Below are 19,944 nucleotides of genomic sequence, written 5' to 3'. Positions count from 1 at the left end.
GTTATGAAAAAAACGGATGTAGCTGTAATAGGAATGTCTTGCATCTTTCCCGGTGCGGGTGATATGGAGACATTCTGGCAAAATATAATTAATAAGGTAGATTCAACGCAGATTGTTCCTGCTAACAGAATTGATCAGGTACATTTCGAAAAGAGTTCAGCCGGTGTTGATCGCTTTTATTGTAACCGGGGAGGTTTTATCCCCGAGGTGGAGTTTGATCCTGCAAATTTTGGGATACTTCCGGTAGCTGTTGAAGGTACTGAACCGGATCATTTGCTAACACTTAGCTTAGTGCAGAAAGCATTAGAAGATGCAGGGGTGTTTGAAAAGAATGTCTCCCTTGATAAAACAGGTATCATTATCGGTAAAGGGAATTATGCCGGACCAGGGGCTACCCGGGCAATAGAAATAGTGAGAACAGGTGAGCAGATTGCCAGTGTTCTAAAAGATCTTTTACCTCATTTGGGCGAAGAAGAAATAGATAAGGTAAAGAAAGAGTTTCAGGTTCGTAAAGGTCGTTTTGGTGCTGATACTGCGATGGGGCTTATTCCTAATCTTGTGGCTTCTTTAGTTGCCAACAGGTTAAATCTTGGCGGAGTAGCTTATACTTTAGATGCGGCCTGTGCGAGCTCTCTTATTGCCATTGATCATGCTGTACAGGAGCTGAATAGTAATCGTTGCAATATGGTTATTGCAGGGGGTGTTCATGTTGGCCAGAATGCAGCATTCTGGAGTATTTTCACTCAACTGGGTGCCTTATCCAGAAAAGGAAAGATAGCTCCTTTTGATGAAGGAGCCGACGGATTACTTATTGGAGAAGGTTGTGGGTTTGTGGTGTTAAAACGCCTTGAAGATGCAGTTGCAGACGGCGACAGGATCTATTCAGTATTAAAAGGTATCGGTGTTAGTAGTGATGGCAGCGGCGCCAGCGTAATGAGCCCTTCGGTAAAAGGACAGATCAAAGCGATTGCCCAGGCCTGGGAAAATGCAGGTGTTGATTTAAATGATATAGGATACATTGAAGCCCATGGTACCGGTACACCATTGGGTGATAAAACTGAGATAGAGACCTTATTGCAATTTTTTGGTAGCGATACTTCGCTGCCAAAGGCAGGTATTGGGACTGTAAAATCTAATATCGGTCATGCAATGCCTGCTTCGGGTATTGCTGGACTGATAAAAACATCATTAGCATTGTATCATGGTATTATTCCGCCCACATTGCATTGTGATGTTCCTTTAGGGCAATTAAAAGAAACGAGATTTAGAGCGGTACAAGATCCACAGAATTGGGAGTCTTCAGGATTACCAAGGATTGCGGGGGTAAATGCCTTCGGCTTTGGTGGTATAAATGCGCACGTGGTACTTGAAGGTTATGGGGCTAATAAGGCCCAGCCTGATCCTGCCTCAACAAGTGCCAAAACAGATGATGTGCTGTTAATAGCGCGCCATAGCCACGAAGCTTTACTGGATGCTTTGGGAACCAATGACAAGGACCCTGGTGAGGGCAAATATCGCATTGCAGTGTTTGACCCCAGCCCCGAGCGGATAAAGAAAGCGCTTAAAATTGCCGGAAAAAATATTCCCTGGCGCAATAAACAAGATATATGGTATAATAATGAACCTCTTTTAAGCAATGGCGGAAAAGTAGCCTTTGTGTTTCCAGGCCTTGATGGTTTGGCAGGTGGAGAGGTGCTTAGTGTCGCTGAGCATTTCAATATTGCACATAAGGAGACTTCGACAGCTGGTGGTTTATTAGATGAAGCTTTGAAAATTCTGGAGAAAAGCAGCATCCTTGATACGGCCATTAAGCAATTAGGTGTATTACCTGATATGAATGCAGGACATAGTTTAGGTGAATGGCTCGCGGCAAGATCTTCTGAGTTAGCAGAAGAAACGTCGGTAATGCAATTGCTAAATTACCTCCGTCCGGAAACATTCGAGTTAAAGGATTCCAAATTTATTGCTGTAGGGTGTGGAATTGACAAGCTGCAGCCTATTATCGAAAACATAGATCAATTATATCTTTCAAATGATAATTGCCCGCAACAGGTTATTCTTTGCGGAAGTAATACGGCTCTTGATGAGCTGGTGCCAATATTAAGGACCAAGCAAATCTTTCATCAGATACTGCCTTTTCAGTCTGGATTCCATTCTCCTTTTGTGGCAGATAAACTGGATGTTATGCTGGAAGGCATGAAGGATATGCAGTTTAGAAAAGCGAAGTTCCCTTTATGGTCGGCAACTACTTTGGAGCTTTATCCGGAAGGTTTTGAAGCAATCAGGCAGTTAAGTGTGGAACATCTGATAAAACCCGTTCGCTTTCGTGAACTTACTGAACGACTTTATAATGAAGGCGCAAGGGTGTTTGTCCAAATTGGGTCAGGTGGTTTGATTGGTTTTATTGATGATACTTTACGTGGCAAAAATTATAGTGCGGTATCTTCAAACGTACCAATCCGTTCTGGGATTGCCCAATTGCAACGCGTACTTGCTTCATTGTTCGTTGAAGGTAAAGAAGCCGGAATGCAATTCATGGGGTATGATAAGAAAAAAAATGCAACAAGAAAAGGTATTGTTCTTCAGCTTGGCTTGCCTATAATTAATAACATTACGGGCATTAAAGCACTGGCACAAAAACAAGAAAAGACTGCTTATCGGAGAGAGGCAGTTCTGGAGGATTCAACTGCTTCACATCCCTTAATGAAGGCTTTTAATGAGAATGTTGAGGAGATGATTGATATTCAATCGGAATTACTTCAGCTATTTAAGAATGGAGTTTCTGCTAATCAAACCGCAAATGCCCCCACTCCGGTTATGAGAACCTCTGGTCAGAGGGTTCCATTTTCTAAAAAGCTGGATGTTAGTTTGGAAAACTGCCCGTATCTGGTAGACCATTCATTGCTCAGACAACCCGAAGGATGGCACTGTGTAGATGATATGGATCCCGTAATTCCTATGACAATGATTTTTGAGCTGTTCGCTGAAATTGCAGTTGAGCAGTCGCCCCAAGAGCAGGTTCAAAAGATCATGAACATAAAGGTGTTTCAATGGATGAATGTTGCAAGACCATTTGTAGAAACAGTTACAGGCGAGTGGAAAGAGCAGCAGTTGGTATATCTGAATCTGGAGCGCTTTGCAAACGCAGAAGTATTGCTGGCTAGAAAACTTGCCAATGCTCCTGTGAGGAGTTTTGATGTGGGTAAGATTTTGAACATCGAAAGAACAACTGAACAGATATATGATGGACATATGTTCCATGGACCCGGCTATCAGGGTATAAAGAAATTAATTGCTGTTGGTGAAAAAGGCATTACCGGTATCATTGAGGGTGACACTGGCAAGGGTTCTCTTTTAGATAATGCCGGACAGCTGTTTGGTTTATGGCTGCAGCTTACACTTACAAAAGATCGTATCGCTTTCCCTGTTAAAATACAAGAAATAGAGTTCTTTGATGATTTTAAAGACCAAAAGGGGAGCTTTGAATGTACTTGTGTGCTCACGGAGTTGAATGAAGAATTTGCTACCGCAGATTTTGTGATGAAAAGGGATAACAAGATCTGGGCAATAATATCAGGCTGGCAAAACAGAAGACTCGAAATTGACGATGCGTTGTGGAGTGTTTCTATGTCGCCATTAAATAATAGACTTTCAGAAGAGATTGCCCCTGGGGTGTTCATGTTTCACAACGCTTACAATAGGGTGGTTTCGTGGGATTTTATTTTAAAACGCTATTTCAATCAGGATGAGAAAAAACATCATAATTCTTTATTGCCAAATAAGCGAAAAGAATGGATGATCAGTAGAGTTGCGGTAAAAGATGCTGTTCGAAATTTACTGAACAAGACCAAGCAAGAGGCATACTTTCCAATTGCGTTTGAAATCAGATCTGACGAATTCAGAAAGCCCTATCCTTATGGCAATATGACTGATGGTATACATGTTTCTATCGCCCATAAAGGGACTGATGCTGTTGGAATTGCACAATACGATCGCTCGGTTGGTATTGACATTGAAAGGATTGAGGAACGAAGTGAAGGGTTTGGTGATCTCGTTTTCTCTGAGGAAGAGAAGGTATTGTTAGCAGATAAAGACAAAGCAGAATGGGCAACCCGTTTTTGGGTGGCGAAGGAAGCTTACGGGAAATACCTTGGTAAAGGCTTGCAAGGAAATCCAAAAGCATATACTATACAGGAGATTAGAGGAGAAGAATTAAGAATTAACGACATATTTATAAAAACAATAAAACACAAAAATTATATAATCGGATGGACGCAGTAGTATCGACAGCAAAACTGAACAGCAATGAGATCTTTGATCTTATGAAACAATTTATAACAGAAGTGATAGGAGAAGAGTTTGTGGAAGAAATGGATATCACCATGGAAAGCTCTTTCACTAAAGACCTTGAGATGGATAGTATTGAAATTGTATCCTTTTCTGAGAAAATTAAGACACATTTTGGTGAACAGATAGACTTTACAGGATGGTTGTCTAACATGGATCTTGATCAGCTGATCAATCTGAATTTAGGAACAATTGTAAATTATATAGAAGAATGCCAATAATAGAGGTAAATAACAGAGGGGTACACATTCAGGAACTGAATAAAGGAGCTGCGGAAACGGTGCTGCTTGTTCATGGGATGTTTAGCAACCTTTCTATTTACTATTTTAATATTGCTCCCATTTTAGCAAAACACTTTCATGTGGTTATGTATGATCTTAAAAGCCATGGCTTAAGTGAAAGGATAGAAAATGGCTACGACCTTAATAGTATGACCGATGATCTGGTGAATTTATTGGATAGTTTGGGGATTGATAAAGTGCACCTGGCCGGATATAGTTTTGGGGGACTTATTGCTTTAAAAATGGCTGCACGTTTCCCTGGAAAGATAAAAAAACTTGCTGTTATAGAGGCGCCGGATCCTAATGATGATAAAACTCGGGATATTATAGATGATTACAGCAGGGAGTTTCTGGAGCATTATGTAACCAATTTTACAGATACCACAAAGGTAAAAATGGGGAAGAGACAGATGGAACGTAACCATCGCATGTATGAATATCTTTTTCATGAAACCAGCATAAAGAGTGATATGATTCTTGAGAAAGAGTTTTTTAGTGCTGCTGAGATTTCGGATATACAGCAAGACACTTTACTGCTATATGGTGCACATTCAAATTGCCTGGGAGCAGGTAAGAAATTGGAAAATAAGATAAGAGCAGCAGCACTGCTTGAAGTCGACGGCGATCATAATATCCCCATACAGGAGCCGGTAAGTATTGGAAATATCATGGAAACATTTTTTAATAATGGCTAAATTCGTATTCATAGTTCCGCCTTTAACAGGGCATATTAACCCTACATTAAGTATTGGTGCACTTTTACTGCATCGTGGTCACGAAGTAGCCTGGATTAGCCTGGATAAATCGTTGGCCTTACGCCTCCCTAAAGGGGGGCAGTTACTGCTTATCGAGTATGATGAAGATGATCAGCAAAAACAAGACAGCGAGAAATATCTTGACATTATAACAAAGAAGATCGTTTACGGTATCGATAGCATCAAATTCCTTTATGAGGAAGTTTTGATCCCTCTGAACAAACACAGTTATGAAGGTATTGCGGTTTTGTTGGATAAGTTTAAACCAGATCTGATAATTACAGATCATCAGATGTTTGCCGGGGCTATTGCTGCAGTTAATAAAAATATTCCTTATGCAACTTCTGTTACGGCACCGGCTGCAATTAAGGTGATGGATGAACTCCCTAAGATTCATGAATGGGAGGTAAATCAAATTGTGGCACTTCAAAAGGAGTTGGGTATTGAAACCGAGAACTCCATTGCCTGCTCGGACCTATTAACAATGGTGTTGACTTCTAAAGCATTTTTTGGTGAAATGGAATTACCTTCTAATTATCAATTTGTGGGTCCTGTTATCCATAAGAGAGAAGAACAAACGACTTTTGATTGGGAAGGATTGGAACGGAGGACCGGACAACCAAAAATACTGGTAAGTATAGGGACTACTTTTGATCATGAACACAAGAAGAGCTTTTTTGCTAAGGTGATTGAAGCTTTTGCAGAGGAACCTTTAACTGTTGTTGTTGTTTCTGATCCTTCGTTGTTTGACAAATGGCCAGAGAATTTTATCGTTCAGCGCAATGTCCCACAACTGGAGCTGCTACCTTATCTCGATGCAGTTGTTTGTCATGGAGGTCACAATACAGTATGTGAAACTTTAACGAATGGCTTGCCAATAGTAGTTGTACCTATTGCGTACGACCAGTCGCACGTTGCCGGGAGAGTGGTCAGAGTTGGTGCCGGTTTGAGATTAAACTTCAATCGGTTCAAATCCAAACATCTTAAGGAAGCTGTTGAAGAAATTTTAAATAATGATTCTTTCGCTAAGGCAGCCCAGCAGATGGGTTTGTCGTTTGAAGAGGCCGGAGGAACGGAGACTGCAGCAGATTTGCTTGTACAGTTAAGCGCGGTGAGATATGTTGAGGTATTAAATAATTAAAAGAGAATTATGTCAAAGTTTTTGTTCGTTGTGCCACCTTTTTTTGGTCACATAAGCCCAACGCTAAGTATTGGAGCTAGTCTGATTGCTAAAGGTCATGAGGTGAAATGGCTCGGTGTTATACCACTTTCGGAATCTCATATTCCTGAAGGTGGGGAGTATATCTATCCACAGGAAGATTTGGTTGAACATCAGGAAAAACTTCAAAAAATATTAAAGAGACAGGATGATGGCCCTGCCTGTTCTGGCCCTGAGGTAATGAAACTGGCACTTGAAGAAACCTATGTTCCTATTGCCCGCATGATGATGAAAGGTCTTGGTAAGTATGTGGATGTATGGAAACCAGATGTAATTATAAATGATTGCATCACTTTTGCGGGAGCATTATGCGCTTACATTAAAGGAATTCCTTGTGTTACCACCACACCGGTGCCACCAGATGTGATGGGAGATACTGCGAACAGCGCACCTAAAATATTTGAATGGCAGGAAAACCTGATTAAAGGATTACAACGAGAATTTGGTGTGTTTAGTGAAGAGATTGTAATTCACTCACATAAAATGAACATCGTTTTTACTTCTGAAGAGTTTGCTGGAGCTCAAGACTCAATGCCTCATATGAAATTTGTTGGCCCTGTTAAAGGTCGGCCAAATCATGCTGATTTTGATTGGGAGAGATTGGAAAAGGCAACTACTCCCAAAGTATTTGTTTCATTAGGAACTTTGTTGGTTGACATTAGAAAAGAGTTTTTTGGTAAGTTGATTGAGGCTTTTGCAGACGCCCCCGTAACTATCGTGGCGGCAACCAATCCGGATATTTTTGAGCAGTGGCCGGATAATTTTATTGTCAATGGCTTTGTGCCACAGGCCGAACTGATGCCGAAAATGGATGTTGTGATTTGCCATGGTGGTTTTAATACCGTTAACGATACTTTCATTAATGGGTTGCCGATGTTGATCACTCCAATTGCTTATGATCATTTTCATACAGCCAAACTTATTGAAAATGCCGGTTGCGGAATCAAGATCCGTTATAAAAGGTTACGCATTCAGGACATGAAAAAGGCAGTGTTTGAATTGCTGGAAAATCCGATATACAGAAACGCCTCTTTAAGAATTAAAGAAACATTTATTGCTGCCGGTGGAAATGATAAAGCAGTGCAGCTATTAGAAGAATTTGCATGAAAAGGAAACTTCTATTTGCCGAAAGAATGCTTCATGGAAATGGAGAAGCCCCCTTTAATGCCGTAATTCCTATAAAGTTAAAGGGTAGTTTTGAGATAGAGGGTCTGCGCTATGCATTACGGAGGCTTCAGGAAAAACACCCGTTTTTGAATGCGTTTGTGGTGGATGATCAGAAGTCGAGACCTTGGTTTGTGGTCAGTCAAAAAATTGAACTTCCAATTCCTTTAAGGATCGTAACTCGGAATACTGATGACGACTGGAAAACAGAGTCAATGAGTGAGTGGTCGACCTTGTTTGATACAAGATCAGGACCCTTAATGAGGCTGGTGTGGATAAAAGGCGAAGAGTTTTCGGAGTTTATAATGGTTATTCATCATTGTCTGTGCGACGGAGGTTCGGCTATGGCAATTTTGGCTGAGCTTTTACTGCTTATAGATGATGGCTCAGTAGAAATAGGTAAGGAAGACCCAATTTTAAGAATTGAAGATATTATACCGGTTTCAGTTCTTAATAACAAGAAGAAGATCATTAAAGCCAAACTAATGGGAGGTGCAGCAAATCTATTTCTGTGGTTGATTCCCGTTAAAAAGAAGTTGATCGAAAGAAAGCGTGATTATATGATTCACTGGAAGCTTGATAAAGAATTGAGCGAACGGTTAATCCATAAGTGTAAATCGGAAGGAGTTACTGTTAATACAGCCCTATGTGTGGCAGTATTAAATGCCTTTAAGGAAGTTCGAAAAGAAAACTTTCATAACAAAATTTCACTCCCTGTTGATATTCGCAGGTTTGCCCCAAAAATTAAGAGGGATAATATTTTTGCGTTTGGTTTGATGCTGGTAGTTTCTGCAGATAAAGACCTCAGCTTTTTTGCTGACGCTAAAAGAATGCAGATAGATATTGATAAGAAAACCGCAAAGTTAGATCCGTATGAAACGATTATGATGATGGAAGAGTCTCATTCATCATTAAATAACTTTACTAATTTTCTAAAGTATGGCAAGTCCAGTAACGATTGCATGTTTTCTAATCTGGGCAGAGTAGATATTCCTTTTTTATATAAAAATTTTGCTGTCGAAACCATTTTTAGCCCTTCTGTGATAGGTCCACTGGGAAATACAACAACACTTGTTACCTCAACTTATCTTGGACAAATGGATTTTACATTTATTGGCAGCGAAGGATTTATACCTTACAATGAAGCACAGGTCATTAAAGAAAAAATGATGGAAATACTGAATAAGCTATGAGAAGAAGGCTGATCATGGGAGAAAGAATCATGTATGTAGATTCTTCTACCCCTTTAAATTGTGTGTTTGCAGTAACTATTCGCGGGAGTTTTACCCTTGAAAGATTGCGCAATGCATTACATAAAGTGCAGCAAAAGCATCCATTATTACGAGCAAGTATAAAGGAAGATGCTGCGGGGGTTCCTTATTTTGTTTCAAGTAATAAGCTTTCTGAAATTCCAGTTAGGATTGGGGAGCGGGTTAGTGATGACGATTGGAAAGTACAATCTAAAGCTGAATGGAGGAAACTCTTTGATGGCAAGAGTGCGCCATTGGCAAGAGTTGTATGGCTTAAGGATGCCGAAGTTTCCGATCTGATTTTAGTTTGTCCGCATTGTATTTGTGACGGTACTACTTTTGTTGCTTTGATGAGTGAGATATTAGAAGTGCTGGATAAACCGGAAAAGGAGCTATCCAGCTACTTGCCATTCAACTCTATGGAGGGGTTACTCTCTCAATCATTTAAAGCGAGCAAAGGAAAGATTTTAAAAGCAAAGTTCTTTTCAGTTGTTGCAAGGTTGTTTTTTCTTTTTAAATCTACAAAAAGAAAAAAACCTGAGGGACAGAACTATTTATTGCATTGGAGACTGGATGCAGAGAAAACAGCGGCGCTTACGATTGAATGTAAAACAGCGGGAGCAAGTGTACATGCTGCATTATGTGTTATTTTATTAAAAGCATTTCAATCTGTTAAAGGAGGTAAGGCTCATGGGAAGGTAATCTGCCCGGTTGATGTGAGGAGGTTTGTCGCTGAAATAAAAGGCGATACCATGTTTGCTTTTGCACCCATTGCCGAACTATCGGTTGATGATAAGCTTGACGGTTTTTGGGAAAAAGCAAAGAAAGTAAAGGAAGACCTGAATGCAAAAATTGCTGGCATGAATGTTTATGAACTATTGATCATGAGTGAATATTTCCATGGCTCGGTAAAAAAGATGGTGAAGTATTTATTGACTACTGAGGGTAGTCATGATATAACTTTTTCAAATATGGGCAGGTTGGGAATTCCTGAAAACTATGATTCCTTTGAAGTGGAAGCTATATATAGTCCGTCAGTCGGTTTCCCCTGGCGAAATCCTAATACCATAGTTGTAAGTACTTTTAAAGGAGAAATGGATTTTACATTTTGCTCAAATGACGCTTTTTTACTTGAAAGTGAGGCAATAGCAATTAGAAATAAAGCGCTGGAACTATTACAGCAAGAGTTGATGTTAAGTTATGCTTAAAGATTTAAAAAGTGATGATGTGGTATTGAAAAGGCTTGTTCTGCGAAACCTGCCGCTTTATTTCATTCCTAATGTTATTGCCAACACTATTATCCCCTATTTTAGCTTTAAAAATCTCAATGCGGTTCACTTATTCGAAGGTGAGTATTGCATCGCAAGGTTTCTGCTACCTATGGCACTGTTACTTCCATTTATAATCACCTTTGATATTTTAAAAAAAACAATAGCACTTTCTGAAGAGGGTAAAGCAGGATTTGTTCTGCCTGATAACTTTACTAAGAATAAATTTATGTTTAAGATGGCAGGTATTAACGGCATAACGACCTCGTCTGTTATTTTGTTTTTTATGTTGGCGGTTCAACTTAGTATCCCTAAAGATTATAGTTTTAATGGGAAATTGCTTTCTATCCTTTTGGGTGTCCTGGCTGGTACATTGTCTATAATTTTTACCCTCTGGCCAATTAAAAAAATTAAGGAGTTAAAAAACGCTTAATTTCTAGCTTGATAGTAACTACCTGGCGGTTAACAATCATTCTTTGTCAGAAATAAATTAAAAGCTGTATTTTTGCAAGAAAAAAAGCAATTGGGAACTTTACTGGATCAAGGAATAAAAGGATATAGAAATTACGGAACACACCTCAAAGAGAAATACAATGGGCAACGTGTGTTTAAAGTAATAGTTGATGGTGGATTTACTTGTCCTAACCGAGATGGCAGTAAAGGTTATGGAGGATGTACCTATTGTAATGTAGATTCTTTTACCCCCGAGCTTTCCAGAAAGCTGCCAACCATACGCGAACAATTAGAACAGGGTATGGAAAGAGGTAAGGGTTTTTATAAAGCCGATAAGTTTATTGTTTATTTCCAGCCCAATACAAATACCTATGCTCCGGTACATTATTTAAAAATGATGTACGATGAAGCACTGTCTATAAATACAGAAGATGTTGTCGGCTTTTCTGTGGGTACCCGACCGGATTGTATTGATGCAGAAAAGGTTGCTTTACTTGAAAGCTATGCTGATCGCTTTGATGTAGATTTGGAGATGGGAATGGAGTCTATATACGACGAAACGCTTAATCAGATCAATAGAGGATGTAGTCATGGAGAGTTTGTTGAGGCGATTAAATTACTTGAAAACAGTAAGCTTGATCTATGTGTGCATACTATTTTTGGCTTCCCTTGGGAAACTGAAGAAATGATGCTGGGGTACATCCATGAGATTAACCGTTTTCCTCAAATCAAATTTGTAAAGTTCCATCACCTCCACATAGTTGAAGGGTCAATTATGGGAGTAAAATATAAAAAGGAACCCTTTAAGTTATTCTCACTAGAAGAATATACCGATCTGCTTTGTAAATTAATTCCTTTATTGAGACCCGATATTGTCATTCAAAGATTATTTGGGATATCAGATTGGGATTTGTTAATAGCACCTAATTGGGGGTTAAATAAATCGGCAATTCAAACTTATATTGATAAGGAAATTGAACGAAGAGGTGTAGTGCAAGGATCAGAATACGTAGCTAAATAGATTGCCAAACATTTTATGAACAACTTTATTACTTTGAAGCTTAAGATCACCTTAGTTCTGTTTCTTTGTGTACTTACAACATTTTCACAGCAAGAAAAGGTGGTTTATGCAATTATACCTCAACCTGTGAAACTCATTCCTGCTGCAGGTAATTTTCAATGGACAACTGCTACAAAACTGGTTCTGGCTGAAAACTCGGAAGGTCTGGCGCCAGCTTTAAATGAATTAAAGGCGGCTTTTACAGTGCTTAAACAAGGAAAAACAGCGGCAAATACAGTTACTTTAGGCCTTGATCCTTCCATTGCAAATGAAGGTTATACATTGTCAGTTGAAAAAAATGAAATTGCAATTAAAGCAGCCACAGTACAAGGCGCTTTTTGGGCTATAACCAGCCTGAAACAGTTGATGGGAACTGCGATATTTAGTCGCAAACAGGTTTTACGAAAATCACTATTGAGCGCAATCAATATTCCTTGCGTAAAAATTGAAGATGCACCACGTTTCTCATGGAGGGGTATTCATTTGGATGTTTCACGTCACTTCTTTGATCTTGCTTATCTGCGAACGATGATAGATAGAATGTCTTATTATAAATTCAATAAGTTTCATTTGCATTTAACGGATGATCAGGGTTGGAGGATTGAAATCAAAAAATATCCTGAACTAACATCAAAAGGCGCATGGAGAGAGATGAATGGTCAGGATTCGAGTTGTATTGCGCTTGCTAAAACAAATCCTGATTATGCTATTCCTGAAAAACACTTCAAAATGATTGATGGAAAAAAGAAGTACGGAGGCTTTTATACTCAAGAAGAGATGCGTGGGCTAATTACGTATGCTGATTCGAAAGGAATAGAGATCATACCTGAAATTGATATGCCGGGGCATATGATGGCTGCAACTAACCTTATGCCATGGTTAACTTCCCATGGCAAAGGCGGACAGGCAAAGGATTTCTCTGAGCCATTGTGCCCATGTAAAGAAACAACTTTTGAATTTGCGGAAAATGTGTTTACAGAGATTGTGGCCTTATTCCCGAGCAAATACATTCATCTGGGTGCCGATGAAGTCGAAAAAAGCAGCTGGAAAAATGTGCCTGAATGTGAGGCACTGATGAAGAAAGAGGGGTTGAAAAGTGTGGATGAGTTGCAAAGCTATTTTGTGCGCAGAATGGAGCGTTTTTTTAACAGCAAAGGGAAAAAGCTAATTGGGTGGGATGAAATTCTGGACGGTGGTGTATCGCCAACAGCTACAATGATGTATTGGAGAACCTGGGTGCCTACAGCACCTAAACACGCTGCGGAAAAAGGGAATGACGTGATCATGACTCCTGGTGAGTTTTGTTATTTTGATGCTCAACAAGATGGCGGTTCATTACAAAAGGTGTATTCTTTTGATCCATATAAATTTAACATCTCAGAAAGTGAGAAGAAATTTATAATTGGGGTACAGGCTAATATATGGACGGAATACATTCCTTCTGAGAGAAGATTAGAATATATGGTGTTCCCAAGAATGTTGGCTATGGCTGAGGTAGCATGGTTTAGTGAGGGTGTAGACTGGAACAATTTTGAAAATCGTGTGCAAAAGCACTTTTCATTGCTGGATGCTATGAATATAAATTATCGACTTCCGGATCTGGATGGATTTACTACTCAGAGTGTATTTGTTGATAAAGGTAAGTTGCATATAAATAAACCACTTGCAGGTTTAACAATAAGGTATACCACTGATGGTACCTTACCTACCCTGCAGTCCAAAATTTTTAATGGCGATTTGACTATAACTAAACCTGTAGAGTTTAAAGTAGCAGGTTTTAGGCCAAATGGTAACAGAGGAGATGTCTATACCATTAATTACGAGCATCAGGATTATATGAGACCTGTACCGCTAGCATCACCTGCGAAGGGATTAAAGTTTTCATATTATCCGCGCTTTTACAAAACCGTAAACGCAATTGATGAAAAAGATCTTGCCAGCGAAAGTATTAGTTCAGCAATTGAAATTCCTGTAGCAAAAACAGCGGAAAGCTTTGCTACCCGTCATAAAGGTTATTTTTATGCCGAAGAAACGGGTATTTATTCTTTCGCACTGCGTTCGGATGATGGTAGTGTGCTAAAATTAGGCAATAAAGTATTTATTGATAGCGATGGAATGCACACATCTATTGAGAAATCTGCCGAAATAGCGCTTGAAAAAGGATATCATCCTTTTGAACTGATGTTTTTGGAAGGTGGTGGAGGTTATACCCTAAAATTACAATATAAAACACCTTCTGGTAAGCTTAAGGGTGTTGATTCATCCGTTTTCTTTCATTAATAAAATACTCTTCTTCTTTAATCTGGGTGATTTCGATCATCCCAGTTAAGTTTAATTCCCATTAACTGGGATATCTTATATCTAATAATCATTCCTGGGTGCTTTCTGGAGTTATTCTTGCCAAATTCATCGGCAAAGAGGAAAAATCCTGTTTTTCTCTGTTTTTTTTGTTTTTTGCTGATTTTTATGTTTTTGTTAAAAAATAAAGGTGTTTTTATGTCGAATGTGATAAATATTTAAAAATTTGATGCTGATTTTATTAAATTTTAATGTTTTTTGGTGTAATTTTTGAATATTTTGTTGTTTTTGCTTTGTTTTGTTTAATTAAAATATGAATAATTGAAAATTTTATCTAGTTTTATCAAAAAATCAGATAAAGTATAATTATAAACAAGTAAAATCTAACATTTATGGCAAAAGTTTTATTTAAACAATGGGGTCCATTTGCAGTTTTATTAATAATTGCAATTATGGCTCTTTTTATTCCCTTACTTCCTAACTTTGACGAGGGAAAATACAGTGCGCCTGATATTGCATTCGTATTAATTGCTTCAGCTCTTGTATTTTTGATGACTCCAGGACTTGCATTTTTTTATGGCGGTATGGTTCATCGTAAAAATGTGCTATCTACCATGATTAAAAGTGTAGTGGCAGCAGGTGTAATTACCGTGCTTTGGATTGTTGTAGGCTTTAGTCTTGCTTTTGGAGAAACGCTCGGTGGATTTATAGGTAATCCAACTACGTTCTTGTTCTTCCAGGGTGTGAATTCTGGTCCAGCATGGGGAACTATTCCACTTTCATTGTTTGCGGTATTCCAATTGATGTTTGCTATCATTACTCCAGGCTTAGTTGTTGGAGCAGTTGCAGAGCGTATTCGTTTTACTTCTTACATTTTGTTTATTGTATTATTTGCCCTATTTGTTTATTCTCCTTTAGCACACTGGACTTGGTCTGCCGATGGATTCCTTCTAAAAATGGGTGTACTTGATTTTGCAGGTGGTACTGTTGTCCACATCTCTGCTGGTATGGCTGCTTTGGCTGGTGCATTGGTTTTAAAACGCAGGAAATCTCATATTGAACATCAGGAAGTTCCACCGGCTAATATCCCTTATGTACTAATTGGTACTGGCTTACTTTGGTTCGGTTGGTTCGGCTTTAATGCAGGTTCTGCTTTGGGTGCTAATGCGTTAGCAGTTTCGGCTTTCCTAACTACTAATACTGCTGCCGGTGCTGCAGGTTTAGCCTGGATGTTCTTTGATGTGGCAAGAGGCAAAAAACCTTCTGTTTTAGGCTTCTGTATAGGTGCTGTAGTAGGTTTGGTTGCCATTACTCCAGGTGCTGGTTTCGTAAGTATTCCTTCAAGTATCTTTATTGGTGTAATTGCAGCGGTTATTTCTAACCTTGTTGTTTCATGGAAACAAAAAACTAGCTTAGATGATACATTAGATGTGTTTCCTTGCCATGGTGTAGGTGGTATTGTTGGTATGCTATTAACCGGTGTATTTGCTACTAAAACTGTTAACAGCGCAGGTGCAGACGGGTTGTTTTATGGAAATCCTGAGTTCTTCTTTACTCAGCTTAAAGGAGCTGTAATTGTAATCATATTCAGTTTCGTAGTTTCTTTCATCATCTTTAAACTAATCAACATAGTTCAACCAATCCGTGTTACTTCAGAAGAAGAAGAAGAAGGGTTAGATGCTTCTCAACATAACGAGAAATATTCTCAAGGTACTTTGATTGTTGCTTCAACCGGAGCAGAAATAGAAAATACATTTTAACCAACCACAAACTATCTGAATTATCAACCTCAAACCGAAAATTATGAAATTAAAATCAATACTAACCATAGCATTACTATCTATTGTTTCGGCTACCTACGCTCAGGAAGCCGCTGAAGCTCCATTGCAAATTTCGGGTTCAGTTGATACATATTTTAAATATGATTTTGCGAAAGCTCCAAATATTAAAACCTATTTTGCTTCAGAGCAAAACTCGGTTTCTATTGGGATGATCGATTTGGCCTTAAAGAAAACTACCGGTAAAGCTTCATTTGTTGGAGAATTATCTTTTGGACCAAGAGGACAGTATCAATCTATTCCAAATGGACCTGATGATAACTCTTTCCATATCCAGAATTTGTACGTTAACTATGCATTTACTGATAAATTTAGCATGACTGCAGGTTATATGGGTACGTTTATCGGTTATGAGGTGATATCGCCGGTGGCTAACTTCAACTATTCTACTTCTTACCTTTTTGGTGCTGGTCCTTTTCAAAATGCGGGTATCAAAGGAACCTACGCTTTTTCTGAAAAAGCTAGTTTAATGGTTGGTTTGTTTAATGACTGGAATGTTTATCAGGATCTTAATGGAGTATCACATATAGGTGCTCAGTTAATGGTAGCTCCTGTTGAGGGCTGGTCTGCTTACCTGAACTTCTTGTCTGGTTATTCAGCCGGAGCCGGAGGTACAGGAACTATTTTCGATTTAACAACTGCTTATCAGGTAACTGATAAATTCAAGTTAGGTTTAAACGCTGCTGATTACTCTGTTTCTAATGATAATGGTGGTTATACGGGTGTTGCATTGTATCCGCAATACGCATTTACCCCTGCTGTTTCATTGGGTTTAAGAGGTGAGTATTTTAATTACAAGGGTATAGGTGAGCTTCCTGATGCAAGTGTAGCGGCTATTACTTTATCTGGTAATATTAAAGCAGGTGGGTTAACTTTTATTCCTGAAGTACGTTTCGATAGTGATAAAGATTATTCTCAGGAATTTGTGAAAAAGAGCGGTGCTCTGGCTAAATCAGCCTCGCAATTCTCTCTGGCTGCTGTTTACGCATTCTAGGGATTTGTACAAAATATTTTTTAATTTTAAGCCGCCAGAATATTACTTCTGGCGGCTTTTTATTCTGTTTTCTAAGCTTAAATCAATTATTCACCGATGAAAAAAATAATGTTTGTTTTATCCCTATTAGCATTTAGTGTTGGCGCATTCTCTCAAACAAGTGCATTGCCCATGGATGAGCGCGGGAAGTATACTTTTTTAGAGGTTGCAGAACTCCCCCTTGTTAAAAAAGAGGTGATGTCAGCTAATGCAAAGCGCTTTTTCAAAGGTTACTCAAAAGCTATTAAACTGGATTCTTCAGAAGGAGATACTGCTTTTTATGGAAAAGGTAAAATGGTTTTAAATAAAACCCTTGTAGGAGTAGGTCATCCAACCGGTGAGGCTAAATATAATATCTCATTAGAACTGCGCAATGGTAAATATCGATTAATACTTACCGAGTTTATGCTTACTCCTTATGAACGGGACCGTTATGGTAATTTTGTTCCGGTGGCTGTTAGTACAGCGCTTGAGAAATCTCCAGGCAAATTAAATAATACTGAATGGGAAAAGAATGTATCATCTATTGCCGGAGAATCTAGAAAAATTGCTGATAAGCTAAAAGCTATGATGAGTAATACCGTTAAAGACCCGAAGCCTGAAGCAAAGAAACCTGCTGCCATTTCCACAACAAAGTGGTAATGGCTTAAAATAGGTTAGAATATACGTTTTACCTAATGCACCATTTTATCAGCACAGGTAGAGCTGGCAAACGCTTCGGGCTTTGCTTTAAAAATAAAGCCCATGCTTAGAATATAGCCCATGGCTTCATTTAAGGCCTTGTTTGATTTAAACATTGGGTTAGTATTAATATCAGCATGAACCTCCAGATCTACATCGTACAAATCTAAAAGATCGCAAATTGAGTAAGCGGTTTCAATAGATTTCTGAACCTCAATAAGCATTCTTTCCTTTATGCTCATTCGCTGAGGTGTTTTTTCTTGATGGATGTACATAAAACCTCCATGGTGCTCTCTTAACAGGACTATTACAGTCGCAAAATCAGTTAAAGCTCCTTTGACCTGTGAATCTGTTCCTATACAAACTTTAAGGCGGTAGCCTTTTTCAGTTTCTCTGATGATGGCTTTTTCTACTTCTTCTAAGATGGGTGCGTGGATTACCTCGCCGCTAAATTTTTTCCAGATCATACGCTAATTGGTGTTATTATAAACAACCCGTATTCAGGTTTCCTAAAAATAAGAGGATTAAATTAAAATGAAGTTAATTCTTTATTGTTTAATTGCTAACAATTCTCTAGTTGTCAACAGTTTAGTGTGTCGTTTTGTTGGAGGTTTTGGTATCTTTAATCTATGTTTGTTATACTATTGCTAATAGAATATTCGTTAAAACAAAACAGCACTAGATAATATTATATATATAAATGTACCAATAATAAATTAATCAGATTAAATCATTATGAAGACAGAATTGATAAATGAGTTTTATTTGATGCAACGAAGCAGGGCATCTGTAGATTATAATGAAATGCTTGACGATAACGTATATACCCCAATTAAGCATGCGAATCGGAAAATGACAACATGGATTTGCGAAAGAGGACATATGCTGATGAACATGGAGGTTCGGCTAAACAGTTCAATGAAACACTTAAGAAAGAAGTATCTGAAGTTTTAATGCCTTAATTCCGCTATCTTTGCGCCATGATGGTAGAAAAGGTATTGGAAAATTTAAAAATAGCTTCACTGAATGAAATGCAGCAGGCATCTGTTGCTGCATGGAAAAAGGGTGGGGATGTAGTTTTGCTGGCTCCAACAGGTTCAGGTAAAACAATTGGGTTTTTATTGCCTATTCTAAACAACCTAAAAGCCGAAGTTAAGGGTGTGCAGGCTTTAGTGCTTGTCCCTTCACGAGAACTTGCATTGCAAATTGAAACTGTTTTTAAACAGATGGCCACAGGTTTTAAGGTGAATTGCTGTTATGGCGGTCATCCGGTAAGAACCGAACGAAATAATCTGGAGCAACCACCTGCAGTACTTATTGGTACACCAGGTCGGATAGCTTATCACCTCCGTCATGAAAATTTTGATGAATCTACTATAAGTACACTTGTATTGGATGAATTCGATAAAGCCCTCGAATTTGGCTTCCAGGAGGACATGTCGTATATCATCCATAAGCTGCTTTCTTTAAAGCAACGTTTACTTACCTCGGCAACAGCTATGGAAGAGATCCCTGGCTTTGCTGGTGTTAGTAACCCTACAGAGATTAACTTTCTAAAGGATGTTAAAATTGTTCCCGATTTAAAGCTTAAAAAAGTACTTACTACAGCCGAAGATAAGTTAGATACCCTGTTAAAACTGATTTGCAAAATCGGGAATACAAATACTTTGATTTTTTGTAACCATAGAGAAACGGTTGACCGCATTAGCGATTTATTGATCGACAAAGATCTGGCACATGATATATTTCATGGTGGAATGGAGCAAGATGAGAGAGAGAGGGCTTTGTTGAAGTTCAGGAATGGAAGTATAAAGATCCTTATCACTACTGATCTCGCATCACGCGGCTTAGATATTCCTGAAGTGCAATGTATCATCCACTACCAATTGCCATATACAGAAGATGCATTTTTACATCGTAACGGGCGTACAGCCAGAATGAATGCCAAAGGTAGCGCATATCTTATTGTTGCTGATGATGAAAAGTACCCATTTTTAAAAGCTGATATAGAAACTGAAAATTTAAAAGGTAATTTTGTCTTGCCAAGCGATAGCGAATGGCAAACCTTATACATTGCTGCCGGTAAAAAAGATAAAGTAAATAAAATTGATATCGTGGGCTTGTTACTTAAAAAAGGCGGTTTACAAAAGGAAGATGTGGGATTGATTGAAGTTAAAGATCAGTCGTCATACGTTGCAGTGAAGCGCAGTATGATTAACCGAATTCTAAAATCTTTGGCTAATGAGAAGATTAAAGGAAAAAAGGTTAAGATCGAAGTGGCAATGTAATGGAACCAA

16 protein-coding genes are annotated in these 19,944 nt (G+C 38.6%); 15 read left to right on the top strand and 1 reads right to left on the bottom strand.

Going from position 1 to position 19,944, the window contains the following annotated elements:
- The first annotated feature begins 3 nt into the window (after positions 1 to 3).
- From AC6CH7_RS20495 to AC6CH7_RS20435, 13 genes are all read left to right on the top strand, one after another.
- A complete protein-coding gene (locus AC6CH7_RS20495; RefSeq protein ID WP_498264495.1) occupies positions 4 to 4,281 on the top strand; it encodes a beta-ketoacyl synthase N-terminal-like domain-containing protein in 4,278 nt (1,425 codons plus the stop codon).
- Complete coding sequence (locus tag AC6CH7_RS20490; protein WP_498264494.1) at positions 4,269 to 4,568, top strand: acyl carrier protein; 300 nt, start codon at positions 4,269 to 4,271, stop codon at positions 4,566 to 4,568. Before AC6CH7_RS20495 ends, AC6CH7_RS20490 begins: the two co-directional genes overlap by 13 nt.
- Positions 4,559 to 5,323 carry an alpha/beta fold hydrolase gene (locus AC6CH7_RS20485; RefSeq protein ID WP_498264493.1) on the top strand — a complete coding sequence of 255 codons (765 nt, stop codon included), beginning with the start codon at positions 4,559 to 4,561 and terminating at the stop codon, positions 5,321 to 5,323. The genes AC6CH7_RS20490 and AC6CH7_RS20485 overlap by 10 nt, the downstream gene beginning before the upstream one ends.
- The gene (locus tag AC6CH7_RS20480; protein ID WP_498264492.1) at positions 5,316 to 6,524 is read left to right on the top strand and encodes a glycosyltransferase; all 1,209 of its coding nucleotides are present in this window, start codon (positions 5,316 to 5,318) and stop codon (positions 6,522 to 6,524) included. The genes AC6CH7_RS20485 and AC6CH7_RS20480 overlap by 8 nt, the downstream gene beginning before the upstream one ends.
- A 9-nt stretch (positions 6,525 to 6,533) precedes the next feature.
- Positions 6,534 to 7,709, top strand: coding sequence for a glycosyltransferase (locus tag AC6CH7_RS20475; RefSeq protein WP_498264491.1), 1,176 nt, complete (start codon positions 6,534 to 6,536; stop codon positions 7,707 to 7,709).
- Positions 7,706 to 8,959, top strand: coding sequence for a condensation domain-containing protein (locus tag AC6CH7_RS20470; RefSeq protein WP_498264490.1), 1,254 nt, complete (start codon positions 7,706 to 7,708; stop codon positions 8,957 to 8,959). Before AC6CH7_RS20475 ends, AC6CH7_RS20470 begins: the two co-directional genes overlap by 4 nt.
- Positions 8,956 to 10,224, top strand: a complete 1,269-nt coding sequence (locus tag AC6CH7_RS20465; RefSeq protein WP_498264489.1) for a condensation domain-containing protein — start codon at positions 8,956 to 8,958, stop codon at positions 10,222 to 10,224. Before AC6CH7_RS20470 ends, AC6CH7_RS20465 begins: the two co-directional genes overlap by 4 nt.
- Positions 10,217 to 10,717: a hypothetical protein gene (locus tag AC6CH7_RS20460; protein WP_498264488.1), complete on the top strand. Its 501-nt coding sequence runs from the start codon at positions 10,217 to 10,219 to the stop codon at positions 10,715 to 10,717. The genes AC6CH7_RS20465 and AC6CH7_RS20460 overlap by 8 nt, the downstream gene beginning before the upstream one ends.
- 90 nt (positions 10,718 to 10,807) lie before the next feature.
- Positions 10,808 to 11,758 carry a tRNA modification radical SAM protein MnmL/YtqA gene (gene mnmL, locus AC6CH7_RS20455; protein WP_498264609.1) on the top strand — a complete coding sequence of 317 codons (951 nt, stop codon included), beginning with the start codon at positions 10,808 to 10,810 and terminating at the stop codon, positions 11,756 to 11,758.
- A 15-nt stretch (positions 11,759 to 11,773) separates the two neighbouring features.
- On the top strand, positions 11,774 to 14,077 hold the full coding sequence (locus AC6CH7_RS20450; RefSeq protein ID WP_498264487.1) for a family 20 glycosylhydrolase: 2,304 nt from the start codon (positions 11,774 to 11,776) through the stop codon (positions 14,075 to 14,077).
- A gap of 410 nt (positions 14,078 to 14,487) precedes the next feature.
- The gene (locus AC6CH7_RS20445; RefSeq protein WP_498264486.1) at positions 14,488 to 15,855 is read left to right on the top strand and encodes an ammonium transporter; all 1,368 of its coding nucleotides are present in this window, start codon (positions 14,488 to 14,490) and stop codon (positions 15,853 to 15,855) included.
- 43 nt (positions 15,856 to 15,898) lie between these two features.
- Positions 15,899 to 16,927: a porin gene (locus AC6CH7_RS20440; protein WP_498264485.1), complete on the top strand. Its 1,029-nt coding sequence runs from the start codon at positions 15,899 to 15,901 to the stop codon at positions 16,925 to 16,927.
- 96 nt (positions 16,928 to 17,023) lie between these two features.
- Entirely contained in the window at positions 17,024 to 17,608 is a 585-nt protein-coding gene (locus tag AC6CH7_RS20435) for a hypothetical protein (RefSeq protein WP_498264484.1), read from the top strand.
- Positions 17,609 to 17,640: 32 nt separating this feature from the next.
- On the opposite strand, the gene AC6CH7_RS20430 is transcribed toward AC6CH7_RS20435, so the two are convergent.
- Complete coding sequence (locus AC6CH7_RS20430) at positions 17,641 to 18,114, bottom strand: ribonuclease H-like YkuK family protein (protein ID WP_498264483.1); 474 nt, start codon at positions 18,112 to 18,114, stop codon at positions 17,641 to 17,643.
- Between the two features lie 268 nt (positions 18,115 to 18,382).
- Here AC6CH7_RS20430 and AC6CH7_RS20425 point away from each other — a divergent pair, with 268 nt between their 5' ends.
- Both AC6CH7_RS20425 and AC6CH7_RS20420 read left to right on the top strand, forming a co-directional pair.
- Entirely contained in the window at positions 18,383 to 18,601 is a 219-nt protein-coding gene (locus tag AC6CH7_RS20425; protein ID WP_048907169.1) for a hypothetical protein, read from the top strand.
- A 26-nt stretch (positions 18,602 to 18,627) separates the two neighbouring features.
- Positions 18,628 to 19,935: a DEAD/DEAH box helicase gene (locus AC6CH7_RS20420; RefSeq protein WP_498264482.1), complete on the top strand. Its 1,308-nt coding sequence runs from the start codon at positions 18,628 to 18,630 to the stop codon at positions 19,933 to 19,935.
- Positions 19,936 to 19,944 lie beyond the last annotated feature (9 nt).

It is taken from the genome of Pedobacter sp. GQ55 (assembly GCF_059758925.1).
This window is presented reverse-complemented; position numbering and strand designations above follow the sequence as displayed.